The sequence below is a fragment of the Cohnella herbarum genome (assembly GCF_012849095.1).
Lineage (GTDB): Bacteria > Bacillota > Bacilli > Paenibacillales > Paenibacillaceae > Cohnella > Cohnella herbarum.
This window is the reverse complement of record NZ_CP051680.1, coordinates 6,091,966-6,110,149: the sequence shown is the minus strand read 5'-3', so window position 1 is coordinate 6,110,149 and position 18,184 is coordinate 6,091,966. Positions and strand designations below refer to the sequence as shown.

The 18,184-nt window shown below is 53.3% G+C and carries 10 protein-coding genes; 1 reads left to right on the top strand and 9 read right to left on the bottom strand.

Translation table 11 applies throughout. The features are described 5' to 3' along the window. Nucleotides 1–82 precede the first annotated feature (82 nt). Together HH215_RS26075 and HH215_RS26070 are read right to left on the bottom strand one after the other, a co-directional pair. On the bottom strand, nt 83–7,564 hold the full coding sequence (locus tag HH215_RS26075; protein ID WP_169282543.1) for a putative Ig domain-containing protein: 7,482 nt from the start codon (nt 7,562–7,564) through the stop codon (nt 83–85). Between the two features lie 145 nt (nt 7,565–7,709). Then, entirely contained in the window at nt 7,710–8,954 is a 1,245-nt protein-coding gene (locus HH215_RS26070) for a fibronectin type III domain-containing protein (protein ID WP_169282542.1), read from the bottom strand. Between the two features lie 141 nt (nt 8,955–9,095). Between HH215_RS26070 and HH215_RS26065 the strand changes: the two genes are divergently transcribed. Next, nucleotides 9,096–10,355, top strand: a complete 1,260-nt coding sequence (locus HH215_RS26065; protein WP_169282541.1) for an MFS transporter — start codon at nt 9,096–9,098, stop codon at nt 10,353–10,355. A gap of 1 nt (nt 10,356) precedes the next feature. On the opposite strand, the gene HH215_RS26060 is transcribed toward HH215_RS26065, so the two are convergent. From HH215_RS26060 to HH215_RS26030, 7 genes are all read right to left on the bottom strand, one after another. Beyond that, nucleotides 10,357–10,749, bottom strand: a complete 393-nt coding sequence (locus tag HH215_RS26060; RefSeq protein ID WP_169282540.1) for a type II toxin-antitoxin system death-on-curing family toxin — start codon at nt 10,747–10,749, stop codon at nt 10,357–10,359. A gap of 1 nt (nt 10,750) precedes the next feature. Further along, entirely contained in the window at nt 10,751–11,044 is a 294-nt protein-coding gene (locus HH215_RS26055) for an AbrB/MazE/SpoVT family DNA-binding domain-containing protein (RefSeq protein WP_169282539.1), read from the bottom strand. A gap of 214 nt (nt 11,045–11,258) precedes the next feature. Continuing rightward, the gene (locus HH215_RS37095; RefSeq protein ID WP_169282538.1) at nt 11,259–11,462 is read right to left on the bottom strand and encodes an S-layer homology domain-containing protein; all 204 of its coding nucleotides are present in this window, start codon (nt 11,460–11,462) and stop codon (nt 11,259–11,261) included. A gap of 26 nt (nt 11,463–11,488) precedes the next feature. After that, on the bottom strand, nt 11,489–13,384 hold the full coding sequence (locus HH215_RS26045) for an AraC family transcriptional regulator (RefSeq protein WP_169282537.1): 1,896 nt from the start codon (nt 13,382–13,384) through the stop codon (nt 11,489–11,491). 106 nt (nt 13,385–13,490) lie between these two features. Further along, nucleotides 13,491–15,725, bottom strand: a complete 2,235-nt coding sequence (locus HH215_RS26040; RefSeq protein WP_169282536.1) for an SfnB family sulfur acquisition oxidoreductase — start codon at nt 15,723–15,725, stop codon at nt 13,491–13,493. Between the two features lie 58 nt (nt 15,726–15,783). After that, a complete protein-coding gene (locus tag HH215_RS26035) occupies nt 15,784–17,016 on the bottom strand; it encodes an acyl-CoA dehydrogenase family protein (protein WP_169282535.1) in 1,233 nt (410 codons plus the stop codon). Nucleotides 17,017–17,181: 165 nt separating this feature from the next. Next, entirely contained in the window at nt 17,182–18,159 is a 978-nt protein-coding gene (locus HH215_RS26030) for a MetQ/NlpA family ABC transporter substrate-binding protein (protein WP_169282534.1), read from the bottom strand. Nucleotides 18,160–18,184: the final 25 nt, after the last annotated feature.

Sequence of the window (18,184 nt, the reverse complement as noted above, 5' to 3'; positions counted from 1 at the left end):
TCGCCGCTCCGAAAAAAAGAAGCCTTCGCAACCGCAATTGCGAAGGCTTCTTCCTTATTGCAGGCGTCCCTTTCGGAACGCTTTATGATGCAAAAGTCACGAGGTTCAGCAGCCTCTGCAGCACGGCAACCGCCTCCGCTCTCGTTGCCGATCGCTCTGGCGCGAGCTGCCCGTCGGTTTGGCCAGTCAGAATGCCCTTTGCCAGCATCACCGCAAACGCTTTTCTAGCCCATCCGGCAACTGAATCCTTAACTTTATAAGCGTCAAGCGATAACGCTTGGCCTTCAATGTCTTCGCCAAGATAATTAAGCGAATTGACGAGCATGACCGCCATTTCCACCCGCGAAATCGTTTGATTCGGACGGAAAGATCCGTCGGAATAGCCGCTTGCTAACCCGGCTTTGGCTGCTGCCTTGACCGAGGAAGCATACCATTCCCCGCCGTCTACGTCTTTGAATGCGAGCCCGTCCTCCACTTCCGATACGCCTAGCGCACGCACGAGCATGGTTGCGAACTGAGCACGGGTGACTTTTCCTTCCGGAGAAAACTTCCCGGCGGCGACACCGCTAACGATTTGCTTCGATGCCATTTCCTCAACCGCTTCGCGAGACCAATGCGTTCTCACATCTCCGAACGTCACATGCGAAGTAACCGCAGCATACACGCTGTTGCCTTTTCGTTTGAATACGGCCATGCTCCGACCGGCCTCTTTCTCTAGACGAGAGAGAACGGGCCGCCATTTGCCCGCTTTTTCGTCGAACCATACGACCGTTGTGCGGCTCGCCTCTGGAGAAGAATCCATGTAAATCGCCCTGTTCAAAAATCTATCGAACGAATCCAGCTTTATCGACCGATTCTGTCCGTCATTCAAAGCGACGCTGAATTCGAATGGCGGAGACGCCGCCGTAAAGCCGGCCTGTTGTAGCTCGGACAGCATTCGATCACTCGCGTCGCCGCTCAGCTTTTCGAAGCTTGCCGTTACAGAGCCTTGGCTGCCGGCATAAGCTTGCAAGGAATCCGCCAAGTCCCGAAGCGGCAAGATCAGCCACCCCTCCGTTGAACGAATTCGCAGCTTGGCTTGTTCGCTCGCTTCTAGCAGCTTCTTCAGCAACGCGGATTCCAATCGCACGTCTCCGCCGGATGCTGAAGAAGGAAAACTCAATTCATACTTTCCGGCAGCCGTCTCGATAATGTCCACATTAACCGTTCGTCCGTCCGTCAGCGTGATCTTTGCGACGTTCGGTTTGCTTGTCGGCGCCGTCGGCACCGGCTGCGGAGTAGGTCCAGGGTCGGTTGTTGGATTCGGCGTGCCCTGTTGAACCTGAACGGGAACGACGACGTTAACTCTCGTTCCATACACCGCATCCGTGACGGTCGCCGTCACGTTCGCGGCGCCCGAACCAACAGGCGATAAGATCAGGCCGCCGTCGGCTGACTGAACAACGACCACGCCCGAATTGCTTGAGCTGGCGCCGTCGATCCGCAGCGCACTTTCGGCGTAAGCCGACGTAGCCAATTGATCCGCCGTCATGGCTACCGCTGAGCCGCCGGTTTGCATAATCAAGGTTTGTATCGCCTTGGCCACGGGAGGCAGCTTCGCGGCGGCATGTACCGTGACCGGAACATACATTTGGACGAATGCTCCGTACACCTCGTCCTTAACCGTTACCAGCACTCGGGTGCTCCCGGGACCAACCGGGCTCATGGCCAATTGTCCGTTTACGAGCTGCACCTGCACAATTGCCGTGTTCTCCGATTGCGCGGAGCCGATCGCGAGCAATCCGTCCGGATAAGCCGGAGTCGCCAGATCGTTAGCCTTAAACACGGCGCCGACGCCGCCTTCATTCAAGTCGGAAGCTGCGATCGCCTTAGGGATCGGCGATAAAGGCGTAGCCACCGTCACCGGCAGCAGAATGTTCGTGCTGGTGCCGTATACGGATTCCGTGACAGTAACCGTAACGTCCGCGGCGCCCGCCGCAACGGGCGTAAGCTGCAGTTGTCCGTCTGCGATCCGTGCGGCAACAATGCCGTCGGGATCGAGCGCAATGCTTACGATCGTTAGCTCCGGCAATCCGTCAATGGAAGCCAGGCCGCTTGCGGGAATTTGTACCCCCTTACTACCTATCAAGAGATGCTGCGGCTGAGCCAACTGCTCATACACGACCAAGGGCAGCGCGGTTACCGCCGAACGAACGCCGAATTCATCTACGACTTCCGCTTGGAGTACGTAGGCACCGCTTTTCGCGGGAACGCCTTGAATGACCCCGTTCGCGTCGACCGATAATCCTGGCGGGAGCTCCCCCGCGATGTGCCATTCTGCGTCGGTTTGACTCCCTTGGAACGTCAGTCCGAATTGATACGGCTTGCCGACTTGTCCGACCGGAAGCGAGGTTGTCTCGATCGCCGGCGTATCGATTACGGTCAATTCGAACTGTCGGCTGTCTAGCCCTGTGCCGCCTGTCCCGCTCACTTGCAATCCGAAAGCATACGTGCCGGGGGCAGTCGGTTTTCCGTAGATGACGCCTTCCGAACCGAGCGACAGTCCCGGAGGCAATTGTCCCTCCGCAAGCGTCCACTTATACGGACGCACTCCCCCTGCCGCCGTTATTGGAACCTCGTACGGACCCATTCCGGCATCCGGTAATTTCTCCGGGCTTGTAATGACCAGTTCGGCAGACTCTCCGGTATAGGTAAAATTCGCAGCTTCCACCCGCTCACTGATCCCTAATGCGTTCTGCACCCGGACATCGACGGTGCCGTTTCCAGGCGGCGTTAGCGCGCGGAGCGTATGCTCGTCCACGAATTCGGTCGATGCGGCAGGTTCGCCACCGAACAGAACGACGGAGTCCGGCGTAAACCGATCGCCTGCCACCGAGACGGCGGTACCTCCGACGGCCGGTCCCGTATTGACGTCGAGTCCCGTCAACGCCGGCGGCGGTTCAATCGGCGATCCGACCGCGAAGACGGTACCCCCGGACAAGCCGGCGATTGTATCGGCATCCAATGTCACCGTCGTTACGCCCAGCGCCGCATCGAACGTCTGATTGGGCAGCAGGCTCCATGACGAGCTTGCTGCGTTCCAACGATAAATGTGAACCGCCGATGGCTCAACGTTCTCTACGTTAAACTGAATATCCGAGAAGCTGCCGTCATTTCTGATCTGGAAATATTTATTCGCCGTACGGAAAGTTCCGCTCGTATCGCCGCCGGGATTCCGCTGGAAGATGGAAACCTCCATCGTGCCTACGCCGGTCGCGATCGCAGTCACGTCGCCTGAGACGACTTCCAAGGTTCCATCTTCGGTCGTGCTGGTTCCGATGCCAACGTAAGCGGATTGGACCGGCAGGACGGTAAAGCCCACGGCGGATTGCGCAGTCGCTCCGACGCTGTCCTTCACCTGAACGGTGACCTCGTAATCGCCGGATTCGATCGGCACGCCGTCGATAATGCCGTTTCGCGCGTTAAGCTGCATTCCTTTCGGTAGGAAGCCGGAGACGACCGTCCAATCGTAGCTTCCGCTTCCGCCTTCCGCCTTCAGTTGAATGTTGGCATAGTCGCCGACCTTCATGTCGCTGTCTTCGTGGATAGACGGAGCAAGCAAGACAAGCTGAGGCGGAAGTACTTTTAGCTCGAGATTTGCGGTCGTCGTTTGAACCGGAACAGATTCATCCGTCGCCCTCACGGTAATGGCATACTTTCCGTAACTTCCCGGAACCGGCGTGCCCGTCAATTGTCCCTGGCTGCCAAGAGTCAATCCGGGAGGAAGGTCACCGTCGATTAGGCTCCACTGGTAAGACCCGTTTCCGCCGCTTCCCTCGAGCACACGATAATATGGAACGCCCGTCTGCCCATCGGCCAGACTGCCGGTCGTAATCGTCAACGGGCGATGCTGCAGGACCCGGAGCGAGATTTCTCCCAGCGGGAAGCTGACTGATGACGGTTCTGCCGCTTTACGGGCCGATACTGCCAGTTGGAGCGTCCCGGCCGTCGTGTCCGTAATCGTGAACGCCGCCTTTCCGTCAGGACCGGTCGTACCGAGTCCTGTTCCCGCACCCGTAACTTGCGCCGTGGAAGAATGAATAGCAGCTACGGAAACTTCGTATCCCGGAACGGGTACTCCGTTGATATTATTGACGATGACTTCGAGCGTAGCCGGCGTCGCGCCGTCTCCTAGGATTTCCGTCTCGGATAACGACAAGGAGGATCGGTCGGCGTCGGGAACCGGTTCGGTGAGCGCAACCGTCGTCCCGCCGAGCGTCTCGCCCGTCGAGATGTCGTCAATACGCAGGACGAGAGTTTCCGCTTGCGTTCCTGTATATTCGAAATTAACGATGCCGGAGCTGTTCGAAACCGCCGTTTGCACCGGCAATGCTCCCGACGCGCTGCCTGTACCGACTAGCTTCACCGAACGTCCCGGCATCGGATTTCCGTTTCCGTCCGTCACTTGGAACGTCAGTTCCGCGCTCGCCACGCCATCGGCCGGCAGAACGGCTGGATTGGCGACCAAGCCGCTCAAGCTCAAGCTGTATTGATTGTCCGTGCCCGCGAATTCTTTGGCGAACGCCATCAGCGTTCCCCGCTTATCGTCGTACGTCAGCATGACCGGATAAGAGTGAGAAACCGACAGCTCCGGATTGCGAAACGTTGGCTGACCGACGGCTTCGATTCGTGTCCAGGAGGACAACATGCCGTCTCCGTTGCCGGAGCCCCCAAGCGTGCCAAGGCCCCAAAAATCTTGCTTCATCGGGCCGATGCCATAGCTTCCGGCTTGCTTTTCATAGCCGCCGTACAAGACAAGCTGGCGCGAAGCCTGATGATAGGCTGCGCCGGATAAATATAAATCTTGCGGACCGACCCCTGCCTGATAGACTTGGTTGGTCTTGTCCACCCAATCGATTCCGTTCCATTCATACACTTCGGTATTTCTATTCATCAGATGACGTGCGATCAGCACCGGCTTCCCGACTCCTTTATGGAAGGCCATAAGCGGATCAAGGGTCATCGGCGGCTGGGTCGCGGTCGTTTTCTGCCCCCATGTCGTTCCCGATAGCACCCACGTATCTCCAAAGGCAGGAAGCATTTCCTCGTTGCCGCCGTATAGAATCAGATTGCCATCCCGATCCTGCGTAAGGGCCGCGTTGAGGCGCGGCGGAGGAGCTTCCGTACCGGAAATCGTCCTTACCGGCTTCCCGTTCACCAGCTCCACTTTCCAAAATACGCCGTCGCTGATTTTCGTCCACGCTCCCTCTTTCCAGAGCCACGTATCTCCGAAAACGTTGTAGCTGACGGAACCCGACCACTTATTCGCGGAGCCCCCGAACAGAACGATGCCCCCAAGCTTAGGCGAATACGCCATCGACGCGAACTCTCTCGCTTTAGGAGCGGTCGACAAGCCCTTCGCTTCCTGCCAGCCGCCATTCGCGTACAGCATCGTCTTGCCGTCGCTTGTAAAGCGCATCAACTCTCCCGTCTCCGTGTTATAGACCATCCCGTTGCCGTTGCCGGGATCGTCCGCTATCGTTCCTTCCGCCTTCCATCGGTAATTTCCCTTCGCGCTTGGCGGTACGATCGCGGCGGTGATTTCAACCTTATCCTTCAGATTGGCCCAACGGCCTTTCGTTGCCGTGCCTGTAGAATCGACGACGCCGAAGGTCATCGGGTAAGTCCCTACCGTCGTTGGCGTGCCCGACAGGATGCCGGTCGCCGGGTTAAGCGATATGCCCGGCGGAAGCTGTCCCGATTCGAGCGTCCATGAGAATGGAGCCGTACCGCCCTTGACTCCTAATGGATAGCTATACGGCTGATTCACGAACTGCCCGATCTGAATGCGGCTCGTTGCCGTCTGTATGATCGGGATCTTGAAAGTAAAATCCTTGGAATAATTCTCGGAATCCGTCATGCGGAGCACGACTTCTTCATCCGCGTTAGGCGCGAGAGGCGTGCCTTCGATGACGCCCGTTATCGGATCCAGCGCCAAACCTTTCGGCAGCTTCCCGGATACGATCGATAGCTTGTAATCGCCGTGCCCGTTCAGCTTCTGCTGCTCGGCCGTGAACGGGTACCCTCCGGCCGGCTTCAAGTGGACGCGGTACGGATCTCCGACCCTGCCGCCAGGGAGGTAAGGCTCCATCGTCATCTCCGGCGCAGCCGTAAAAGATACCGTGGGCGGCGTCCCTGCGGCTCCGAGTGTATAATTCGTGTATATGGATATCGGAGGGTAGGGGAATGCGGGAACCGGGATCATGCCCACCGATCCCCCCACCTTGATCTGCAGTTGAGCGTAATTCACCGAGGGGGCATATTGAACCTCCGGAAATTGGATCGTACCGGATGTCGCCGTAGGCGTGATATCCCAAGTAGAGAATTTGACCACATGCCTATCCGCCGTATAATTGAAACGATCCTTAACGACCGCCCCCGCGGCGCTAGGCCGAGTCGAATCCATAATAAACGGATCGTTTCCGTGGAGCATATAATCCAGCAGCAACGAAATTTTGATTTTCAGCGGCGTTTTCGGGATGGGGATCGGAATGGTGATATTCGTCGTGCGGTCCATCCAGAAATAACTGCCATTAAACGGCGCCGCCTTGTTCGTCGAGTTGCCGAATCCGAAATTGAGAATAGGGACGCCAAGATTATATTGCTTTCCTAACGCTTGGAGGATGAAATGAACGTAAAATCCGACGCCGAAAGTCGAGTACATCGTATGCTCGTTCGCGCCTACTCCCTTAGGCGTCATCTGAACGGTAAACTTGGAAGTCTGTCCGACCTCCAGCTTCGGAAGCTTGAAATTCGCGTCGACAGGCCACTCCCAGGAAGCTCCCATCCCTGCGTTGAATTCAAACCAAACTCCGATTTTCACCAAGTCTCCCAGATCGACGATATCGACGATCGGCCAATTCCAATGAATGCCGGGGAATCCCCATTGTCCCTGGAGCTTATATTCGACCGTCGAGTTAGCAGTGCTGGCGGTTGCGGCGGCCGTCTTTTGCATCCTTGGCTCGGAATCCCCGAGCAAAGGAACCCCTGCTTCCGATAATGCTTCGGCACCCGCATCGGCGAGCTCCGGAGTGCTCTCTACCCTTGCGGCAGACGACTCCGTCATCGAATTTGGCAGCACGGGCTGCTCTATCGGCGCAACCTTGGACATGTCGCTGACGAAGTCGGCAACCAGCTTGCCGTCCGCAAGCTGCCCCGCCACGAGCAAGCCGCTGCCGACCCGAATCGGAACCCCGGCCGAATTTTTCTGGAATACGGTTTTCGACGTCAACTGGACGGCAACATATTCCGCCAGCCCCATGGGAAGCTCCGAAGCTTGAATCTCCTCGTCCGCCTGTTGATCGGGGCGAATCGCTTCCTGCTTCAGCACGAGCTCCGTGCCGTTAATCGACACGACCTCGCCGATCAGGGCCTGTCCTAAGCCGGATATCTTCGAGCTTGAAGCCGGCTGTGCGGGCGCCGCATCGGCAGCGCTTGCCTTTGGCATGCCAGAGAAGGTCTGAAAGATCATCAAAAATGCAATAATTATTGCAAAATAAGGGATACGTTTGCGCAGCCTGCCCATAGAATGGGACCTCCTATCGTCTAGTAAGCTAGTAAATTTTACTCTGCAAAATTCTACTAGACTCCGCTCACAAAATTCTCCCAAACTAATTTTTTTCAACTTTAAAATAGAGAAAGCCCGAGAGCCGAAGCTCCCGGGCTTTCTCTTATGGCATCGTTATCTCATCGTACTCATCCACGTCGAACGTGAGGATCTTATCAAAGATCACGTATTCGCTGCGAGCTTTGAACGGTCCTTTGTTACCCGTCTTCGTAAGCTTGTATTTTGCCGATCCGGCCCCTGCATCTTTGGCATCGTACCATGCGAGGAAGGCGTCAAGTTCGGATGCGGAAATGTCGTATTCTTTAATTTGACCGCCGGATAAGTATATCGTAAGAAGCGATCGCATCGGATCGGCCCCGCCTATTGCAGCAGAAGCTTCGTTCGAATATCCGCTTTCTTGACCTAGATTATTCGTTGCGGTTACTACGTAATAATACTCCGTGTTCAGGGCGGCATTCCTGTCCGTGTACGAAGTTTCGTATACGCTTTTGGCAACGGTTATATACGGTCCCTCTTCGAAGATCGATCGTTTCACTTTGTAATACGTCGCACCCGTCACAGTGGTCCAATCCAATGAAATGGATTTATCCTCATTATTAGCGACAGCCCGCAGATGGGTTGGAGAGCTTATCTTCGGTACAGCCGATACCTCGTTCGACCTATCGCTTTCTCTGCCCTCCATAAGATAAGTTACGTTATAGTAATAAGTCGTCCCGTTGACGACATCGTTATCTTCGAAGGAATCGTTTGTAGATACGCCGATAAGAGAATAGGGACCCTCCGGCATTCTTGAGCGCTTGATATAAGAATAAGTTGCTTCCGTAACGCTCGGCGTAGTCCATTGCAACTTTACTTTTCTATCCTCGGAAATGGCTGCAAGATCCGTGATCGGAGGTTGGGTCAACGCGCCGAAAATATCAAACTCATGCAGTCTGGATACGGAAGCGTTGGAATCGATATTTTCGATATGAATATACACGACATTCCTGACTGGCACCTGTAAATTAACCGTTTGAACGGAAGATGCGCGCTCTATCTCTTCCGAATACAAGAATTGCCTCATCCCGTTATAAAAGGTTACTCTCGCTCTCCCCTCCGTCAAATACGATTCGTAGCTCGAAACCGTGACCGGCGACGATCCCCACTCTAGGGCAGAGCCCCAATAAATATCGGCGGAGGTCTGAAGATCGTTATCCGTTGCTCGACTCTCAGTTTGCCACTGCCACGACGGGTAATAACCCGATTTGCCGTTTAACAGCCCGCCCGGCGCGGCTTCGGTTTGCGGTACGGAAATGAATAGACCGAACAACAATGTAAAACTAATTAATGAGCACAAATACTTTTTCACCTGTTTACCTCCTGAAATTTTGGTTTTACCCTCAATTAAAGGTGGCATTCGTACGACATGGGGATGGCGGGGCAGTCTTCGATTGATTTACGCCTACTAGAAGAGTAAGGTTGTTTGGAATAGCATTCCGGAGGCGTATCTATGAAGTTTATCCAATCTACCGCAACGGAGTTGCAAGGCTGGTCCAGAAATATTCGTCTATTCTTCCTAGCGAACATGTTATATCAGATCGGTACGGGCATGTTCTCCGTTTTATATAATTTGTACATCCACGAACTCGGCTACCCTGATGCGATGAGCGGTAAAATCGTCAGTATGCAGTCGCTCGCGACGGCGATATGTTTTATTCCGATCGGTTTGTTCGGCGATCGCGTCAGCCGCAGGAGATTCCTCGTTATCGGCGCTCTGTGTAGCGGAATAATTCTGGCTGGCCGTTCAATATTCGAGTCGGAGAGCAGTCTGCTAACGATGGCTGTTCTCACAGGCTTATTCGCCGCTATCTTTCAAGTACTCGCGATTCCTTTCCTCGCCGAAAATATAGCCAAAGCGGATCGAATACGAATATTCAGCATCTATTCCGCGTTCGTGCTTGCCTCTCAAGTTGCTGGCAGCCTTGGCGGCGGAGTAATTGCGGATGTTATGCAAGCTGCGGGATTAAATGCGCTTCTCTCGTTTAAAATCGTTTTGCTCGCGGGCAGTCTAGCGACGATAGCCGCGTTTCTCCCCTTGCTAGCGATAAGGGAATCAGCACGTAGCCGGAATCAAAATACTAAACCACTCGACAAAAAACCCACCGTTAAGCCAGCAGCTCAACCGAAGGGCGAAATGTCCTTTATAGCCAAGTTTGCCTCCGTTCAGCTCTTGATCGGCATCGGGTCCGGACTTGTCGTTCCCTATTTGAATTTATATTTCACGAATCGATTCTCGACCTCTCTTAGCGCTATGAGTTTATTAATATCGTTAGGTCAAGTGATGACCATTATTTCCATGCTCATTGGTCCGTCGCTGGCCAATCGAATCGGGTCGGTGAAAGCGATCGTTATTTTCCAAACCCTGTCGCTGCCATTCTTACTAATAACGGGTTTCACGAATTTGCTGATCGTTGCCTCCGTTAGCTTTTTATTCAGACAAGCGCTCATGAATGCGGCTAATCCGCTTCAATCCGCGATTCTTATCGATCGAGTCTCCACCAAAAAACAAAGCCTCGCGAATTCCTGCATGCAGACGGCTTTTATGCTTGGCTGGGCAACGATGGGACCTGTTCATTCTTACCTCATCGCTACTTACGGTTATTATTGGGGATATGCCCTAACGTTCAGCATTACAGGCATGTTGTATGTCACCGCGTCGACACTCTTCTTACTATTATTTCGCGAGAAGAGGCCGGTGGCGATAAATTGAATCATCTTGAATCAGAATGTTCTTCGAGCATTTGAATAATCGTCTCCAACGTATGCATCCCTGTTGCAATATCGACAATGAACTCCACTGCGTGCTTTCTTTCCATTCTTAAATGATACCCATTCAACAACAAGAACGACTTTGTAACAAGATAGGCTGTCCGCTTATTCCCATTATGAAAACAAAGATTTTTGACTAACGATTCCAATAATGCCGCAGCCTTATCAAACAAAGATGGATATGCATCTTCTCCGAATACACTCTGCCGAGCCCTTTGTACCGTAGAGTCCAACAGCGAATGATCCTTGACACCTGCTTGATCTGCATCGTTCATTTTCCTCATCATGAAATAATGCGCCGTGACAACTTCTTCTTTAGTTAAATAGTACGTCATATTATCGGTCCCTTAAATCCTCAAGAATACCTGCATCCTCTTCAAACACATCAAAGAAAGCTTCTAGAACTTCAGGGCGAACATTATCGGGCAATTTATTTTGCCGCGCTTTTTTTAACACGATTTCACCACGTTCATTTTCGATGAATTCAATCTCATCGCCAAGCGATATTTTTAATTTTTCAGCAAGTTTTTTAGGCAAGCTTATGCCCAGACTGTTTCCCATCCGCCCTATTTTGCGAGAATAACGAGATACATCCCTTTTGTCTTTCTTCAATCGGACCACACCATTCATTTTTACATTCTCCTTTCTATAGTATGATCACCAGTTAATAAGTTATACCTTCTTACAGTTATAACTTTATAACGTACATATATTTTAACAAGTATCCAAAATGAAATAAAGAAAAACAACAAAAGCGCACCTCCTAGAGTTCACCGGCTAACCCGAATGGGCTTTATCGAATGATTATTCTAGAAGGTGCGCTTTTGTAATTCCGAACCTATGATTACGTGTTGAAGGTAGTCACAAACCGATTAATAATCGCCGCAACTTCGGCACGCGATACAACCCCCGCGGGATCCAGCGTACCTTTACCTTTTCCAGAAAGCAAACCGTTGCTTACGGACCACTTCATCGCATCGACTGCCCAAGTCGAAATTTTGTTCGCATCTGCGAAAGAGACTAGGGACTGACTAGCGTTGACATTCAATTTGTTTTGAGACGAGATTTGTTCTATTATTTATTGCTATCAACCATTAAACTGACGATGATATCCAACTGTTGTTCTACTGAAATCGGATCGCTGGGAAGAAATTGATTGAAATCGATATTGTAGATCCTTCCGGTCTTCCCTGCCGGCGAATTTTGAATAAGCTTCTCCGCTTCCTTCAATTCTTTCTCTGCCCCTTCATTCACGGCCAGAAATAACCGATCGCCTATGAAATCGGGGATTACCTCGGCGGATATTTCCCATGTTTCTCCCTTAATGACGTCAGTCTCTACTTTATCCGTCGGCTTCAAACCTAGATACTTGTAGAGAATGTTGCCTCCCATATTGGTATCGCCGTAAATATAATACGCACCGGGACGCACGTTCAAAATCGAGAAGGTTTCATCGGCACCAATGAACGGGCTAATCTTCTCCTTGTATTCCGCTATTTTTGTCGCGAATGTCTCATTCCATTTCCGCGCTTCCTCTTGCTTACCGAGAATATCGCCGAACATTTCAACATCCTTAATCGGATCGTTGTACTGCTCCACTACAATCGTTGGCGCGATTTTGCTCAATGCTTCGTACCCGCCCTCGAATGCCTCTGCAAACGGTGCCGTTGTTACAATCAGATCAGGCTCCAGCGACATAATCTTTTCCGCGTTAGGCGGAACTCCGACATCCGCAATATCGGAAGTATCGCTTAGGAGCGGATTTTTCAGAATGAAGGTAGTCGAGCCTACCGGCTTTACTCCAAGCGCTATCAGTTCGCCCAGATGGAAGAGGCTGACCACGCGCCGAGGCTTCACGGGAATTTCCGTTTGGCCTTTCAAATGCTCGTAAATCCGCGTTTCTCCAGCCGTGCTGTCCGTAGCGGCTTCTACTGAAGCAGGTTGGGAGGCAGGCGTCCCTGTATTGCCGTTCGACTGACATGCATTCAGAAGCAAAGTTGTGCATAATAGCATCATTGCTCCGAACGCCGGTCTTGAAAATCTGAACATCGATGTATCCCCTTCTCTAATCAAATGATAATAATTATCATTATCATTATGGAGAACATGCTTTTGAGATACAATGGACGATTTTAACGGACGTGATGGATTATGCTGAACAGTCTGCCTATTGTCCTCCCGGAATTGAAGCGGAGAGCAACCGGTATGCTTCTTGAACAAGCGACTGAAATAATAGACATCCGAGTAGCCAACGCTGCTCGCTATTTCCTGGACACGAGCCTCCGATCTCAGCAGGAACTGCTTCGATTTATGAACGCGTACATGAATCAAGTATTCAATCGGACCTAGTCCTAAATGGCTTTTGAACAAGCGAGACAAGTAGCTCGCGCTGCAGCCGTAAATCCCGGCCAATTCCTCGGCCGTAATCGGCTTCCTGTAATTCTCATGAATATAGTGAATCGCTTCGGTTACCAAATTATGTTTGCCGCTTTCCGTTGCCGATGTGCGGATTTGTCGCATGACTTCATGTACGAACGGAAGAAAGGCGGACTGCGCCTGCAACTTGTCCAATGGAGTTGATTGCTGCCACAGGCGATCCATCGCTTGACACTGTTCCTTCAGAGGCAAAACCGCATAAGGAATAAATTCATAAGACATACGGAAGCTCTCCCGATCCTCCGGCAAGGCGCATTCTGCGTTATACAGAATCAAATAGCAGGCAAAGTCGTTTCCCAGCGGCATAAAGCCTAGCTCCGCACCCTTTCCTCCGTGTAGAATGTGGAGGGAACGGGTTTGATAGTCCTTCCCCGACAGACTCACCTTCGCCTCTCCCTGGGTCGTAACTACGAAAAAGCTCGTATGCGCCAAATAGCGATCAGGTAAAGTTCCGTTCTCCACGCGATACTGTCGAATATCCAGCAATCGAACGGCGGTTCGGCTCCACCGTTCGATGTGGGCTTCCCAATCCATACCTTCTTCCCCTCTCGCTATTCGACGAATTCAACAAGGTAGCAGCTCGCACTCCGAATAAGTATCTTTTTACCAGGACGGTTTGTCAAGCTACGTGCTAATTCCGCTAAACTTTGTATTCATGATAAATTCCATTGAGGAACCACTTGCCTACGTTATGAAGTTTGAGACGCGCCGGATCGTGGAGCGTATGGATGCGGACGTTGCGCCAATGACGGTCGTAGTTGTGCTTGCGATCCATCGAGGATGTGCCCGCGACCTCGAATAGGGCGTTCGTAATTTCGATCGCGGTCTCCGTAACCAGCCATTTCGCCGAGTCCACCGTCAACGCGGCATGGCCTGCCGTCTCCGGGTTGAGAACCTTCCGCGCTGCGTCGATGGCATCCGCGGCCCGGTCCAGCAAAGCTTCCGCCGCTTGCAGGCGAATGCCTAGCTCTCCGAACCGGCGGATCAGATCCGGCTCCTCCGACGCGCTGGCCGCTCCGCTGCCGAAAGAAGGACGCGAGTGCTCTCGAACGAACGAAGCAGCATCCTCCAAAGCGGCCCTTGCGATGCCGACGTCGATCGCCGCATGCATGATTTGACCGAATGCCGAGAAATATTGCGGTCCCTCGAAGATTTTCCAATGTTGGAACCGATGACGTTCCGGCACTTTCACTTCCCGGAGCACGACGGTGCCGCTAGCCGTCGTACGCTGGCCGATGCCGGACCAATCGTCCAGTACCGTCACTCCCGGAGCATGTCTCGGGACGAATGCGGTCACCCGCTTCTCCTCTTCGTCCAGCGCAGTGACGGGAATCCAATGGGAATAGAGCGCCCCGGTCGAATAATACTTACTGCCGGAAAGTTCGTAGATTTCCTCGCCATCCGATTTCCTAATCGTGGTCGATATTCGCTTCTCGCGTTTGCCGCCGCTTCGCTCAGCCAAAGCGTTGCCGAATTGAGCTCCCTTCAGCACTTCGCCGAAGAAAAAGCTTTTCTGATCCTCGCTGCCGATGAGCTCGATCGACTTTAAAAAGAAATGGTGGTTTTGCGGGATTTGCCCGATCGATCCGTCGGCGTGAGAGATCAGCTTGAAGATTTCCACGAGCGTGCGGGTGCTCACGTCAGGTCCGCCGTAAGCCTTCGGCACAACGAGTCCAAGCAGTCCGAGCTCGGCGAGTCGCTTCATTTCCCCGAGCGGCAACTTACGCCGACGATCCCGGTCCGAAGCGCCCGGCCGGATCTCCGCCGCGAACGTTCGTGCCGCCTCGAGCGCATCCTCGTCCCCGGCAAGCAGCCGGGCCGGTCGACGATCCGTAAAGAACGAACGCGCCAGATCGCTCTCCGCGTATAGAGAGATTGGCTCGCTCTGGGGAATCTCGATCTGCCCGCCGTCTATGAGCGATTGTGCCCTCTGAGTTGTTGCCTGATCCAGCGCATCGTCCAGAGAGAAATCCGGTTTCAGCAAACCGATCTCTTGCAGCTCCCTCTTGAGGCGGACGAGATGACTCCACTTGTCGTTCGTGACGGTTGTACCGAATTGCTCATATAGGCACTCCGAAAAGACCGACTCCACGGCGTCTTCGGGCAATCCGAGTTGTTTGGCCGCGAATCTGTTCACTTCGTCGCGGTTCTCGGAAGCCCAATCGGATGCGAGGGAGATATGGGCCAGAGTGCGTTCAACCCATTCGGGATGTTCTGCAATCAAGCCAGCGGAAGCAGTCAGCACTGCCACGGCGGGTTTATAGGAAATGTAATCCTCCAGTTCCCGAACGCCGAGCAACCGACGAGTCTTCGCAGCGAGGGCTCTGCCTTCGTAGACGGCTTCCACCTTTCCGAGCAGCAGAGCTTGCAATTCCCGCCTCCCGGCATGCAAACCGTCCGCTCCCTCACGATGGAGTTCTATCCAATTCGGCCTTTCCGACGAGATCCCGGTTCTCGCGAGCGCGACATCAAGATTCTTTTCCGCTTCGCGAATGCGAATAGCATCCTCGGGGTTGCCGCAAGAGGCGATCCCGAGTTTCGTATTCTTCAAGTCTGCCAAAGTCCTCAAAGGCGATTCCGAACGCACGAGAATCGCCTCGCGCCGATACTGAAGCGTAATTCCGACGATGCGAATGTCTTCCCCGGAGGACAAACGCCGCAGCGCCCGCACTGGACTTTCGAATTGAAGCGTATATTCGGTCGCAGTGTTGGTTCTAAACTTCAAGCCGCCGTTTCCTTCGGCACCGGCATATCGAATCGCCGGGATGCCTCTCCGCCGAAGATCGAGCGGCAATTCCCCAAGCTTGTAGGCAAGACCGATCGCGTCTGCAACTTCCGGTTCCGTCACGGTCTGAGCTTCTATCTTAACCGACATGCCTTCCCTCCTTTTTAGTTGATCGAAACATACCTCGTATCGGAAGGAATCGCTTGCGTTATTTATTTGCAATTCCGGTCTGCCAGCCGATGGACGGCCGAGTTCCATTCACCGTGTAATCGCCCACGATTCTCTCTTTGTAGATTAGAGGATTGTGCGAAGCGATCGTCCGGGCGTTGCGCCAATAGCGATCCATTCCCTTCGAACGGGCGGTGGCCGAGGCGCCGAGCGCGTCGAAGATGGAGGAAACGGCCTCCAGCGTTAGTCCAGTAACGACAGTCTGCGCTTGCGATACTTCGACATCGGCCTCGTCTTTCACCTTATCCTCATACTCCGTATCGCCGGCCGTCTCTTCTAAGTCGCATACTCTCTGCAGGGCTTCTGCCGCCTTCAATACAATCGCTCCCGCGGCATACGCTTGGCTGTGCACTCGCCCAACGACCTGAAGCACTTGCGGATCTTCGGCAGAACGGGCCGCTGACGCATGCGAGAACGTTCTCCGGCGCTCCGCAACCGCCGCCGAGACATCCCTCGCGGCCGCTCTGGCAATACCCGCCAATGTCGCGAGATGAACCATCTGGACGAATGCCGTCCCGTATTTCGGATACGATTCGCGGCTCAGCACTTCGTCCTTGTCTACCGGCGTATCCGAAAACGTCGTCGTACCGCTGCCCGTAAGCGTCTGGCCGAATCCTGCCCAATCGTCCGCAATGTCGACTCCTTCCGCCGTCGCCGGTACGATCGCCGTCACGATTTCGTCTTCTTCGTTAGTCGCTCCCACGACGATCCAATCGGCATAAATCGTACCCGTCGAATAATACTTCACTCCGGTTAGCTTCAAGCGCTCCTCTCTCGTGGATAATGTTGTGGCGTAGCTGCCCACTATCGACTCTCCTGTCTCCGTCTGGGCGTTGCCAATGAGAGCCCCGTCCGCCAACCGCTTTAGCCATCTATCCCGCTGCCCGCCGTCCGGCAAACCCAAGATTCTCTCAACGAAGCCGAAATGAATTCGCAACGCCTGCGGCAGGTTTGAATCCGCCTCCGCCAATTCGATCAGCAGGTTGAAGAATTCGGGAAGCGTAGCGCCGAACCCGCCTTTTTCCTTCGGAATCCGTACGGCTCCGAAGCCGATATCCTTCAACCATCCGATTTCTTCGTAAAGCAGTTTACGGTTTAACTCTCTCTGAACGGAGCCTTCCCGGATTCGATGAAAAGTGTGCCTAAATCGATCCGCAAGCCGTTCGTAGCTGTCCGAAGGGCTGCTGCCCCATACGCCTTTGGTATGTCCCATTCTGCTCCTCCTTGCTGATTTCACAACTCGACGGTTTGCCTTCAAATAAATAGACTCTAAGCGACTGCTCTCCGGCAGAATTACCGGTAAGCAGCCGCAGGAGAGTCGGAATTGGCGTGAATTATGGCTCCGTAATTGCCTTCAATCCAGTTGCAGATGTTTCAATTACTTCGCATTCGACGCTTTAATATTCTCGATCAATTGATCTAACGTTTGTTGAAGCTGATCGACCGGAATGTTCGTAACGAAGCTAGCTCCGTTCGTATCCTTCAATACGGCTTCCGCGATATCCGGCTGCTGATAGAGTTTGGCAAGTTCAAGGTAACTAGCGTTATCTTTGTCTTCCTTACGAACGGCAAAGACATTGATATAGGGTCTTGTCGATTCGGCTTCAGGATCATCATGGAAAATCGCATCCGCTAATTTCAGTCCTGCCTGCCCCGCAATCCCCCCGTTAATAATAGAAGCTGCAACGTCCGGCAGTACGCGAGGAGTTTGTTGGGCGACGACCGAAACAATCTTGATTTTGTGCGGGTTCTCGACAATGTCGTCGGGAGTAGCGAACAAACCAGGGTTATCCTTCAGCTTGATCAGTCCTGCTTGTTGAAGCACGAGCAACCCGCGTCCTTGATTGGACGGATCGTCGGGAACGGCGATCTCGGAGCCATCCGGAATCTCGGTCACCGCTTTGTATTTTTGGGAATACAGACCGAGCGGCGCTACAACGGTTGAGCCGATCGGTACGATGTCCAGCTTATGCTCCACGTTAAATTGGCTCAAGAAAGCCAAATGCTGAAACGAGTTAATGTCGACTTCTTTATTCGCCAATGCCAAGTTAGGCAAGGTGTAATCGGAAAACTCGATCAACTCGATATCGATATTCAGTTCCGCTTTCGCTTTTTCCTTAAACAACGGCCATTGCGGTCCGTCCGATCCGGTTACGCCGATCTTGACTTTGATCGGTTCTTTGGAGGGTTCGGGAGACGGTGACGGGGAAGGCGATTCCGCGGCGGCGGAGGATGCCGGCGCCGAGCTCTCCGGTGCCGCGGCTGGATTGCTATTTCCGGAATTTTTGTTGCCGCAAGCGGTAACCGCCAAGAATGCGAGGACAAGTACTAAGCTAAGCCATGCTTGTTTTTTCATTGAGATACAGCTCCATTTCGTATAT

Bases quoted from the DNA above. Each gene is read 5' to 3' on its own strand.
- HH215_RS26075 (WP_169282543.1), bottom strand. From the start codon at position 7,564: ATGGGCAGGCTGCGCAAACGTATCCCTTATTTTGCAATAATTATTGCA.
- HH215_RS26065 (WP_169282541.1), top strand. From the start codon at position 9,096: ATGAAGTTTATCCAATCTACCGCAACGGAGTTGCAAGGCTGGTCCAGA.
- HH215_RS26060 (WP_169282540.1), bottom strand. From the start codon at position 10,749: ATGACGTACTATTTAACTAAAGAAGAAGTTGTCACGGCGCATTATTTC.
- HH215_RS26055 (WP_169282539.1), bottom strand. From the start codon at position 11,044: ATGAATGGTGTGGTCCGATTGAAGAAAGACAAAAGGGATGTATCTCGT.
- HH215_RS26045 (WP_169282537.1), bottom strand. From the start codon at position 13,384: ATGGATTGGGAAGCCCACATCGAACGGTGGAGCCGAACCGCCGTTCGA.
- HH215_RS26040 (WP_169282536.1), bottom strand. From the start codon at position 15,725: ATGTCGGTTAAGATAGAAGCTCAGACCGTGACGGAACCGGAAGTTGCA.
- HH215_RS26035 (WP_169282535.1), bottom strand. From the start codon at position 17,016: ATGGGACATACCAAAGGCGTATGGGGCAGCAGCCCTTCGGACAGCTAC.
- HH215_RS26030 (WP_169282534.1), bottom strand. From the start codon at position 18,159: ATGAAAAAACAAGCATGGCTTAGCTTAGTACTTGTCCTCGCATTCTTG.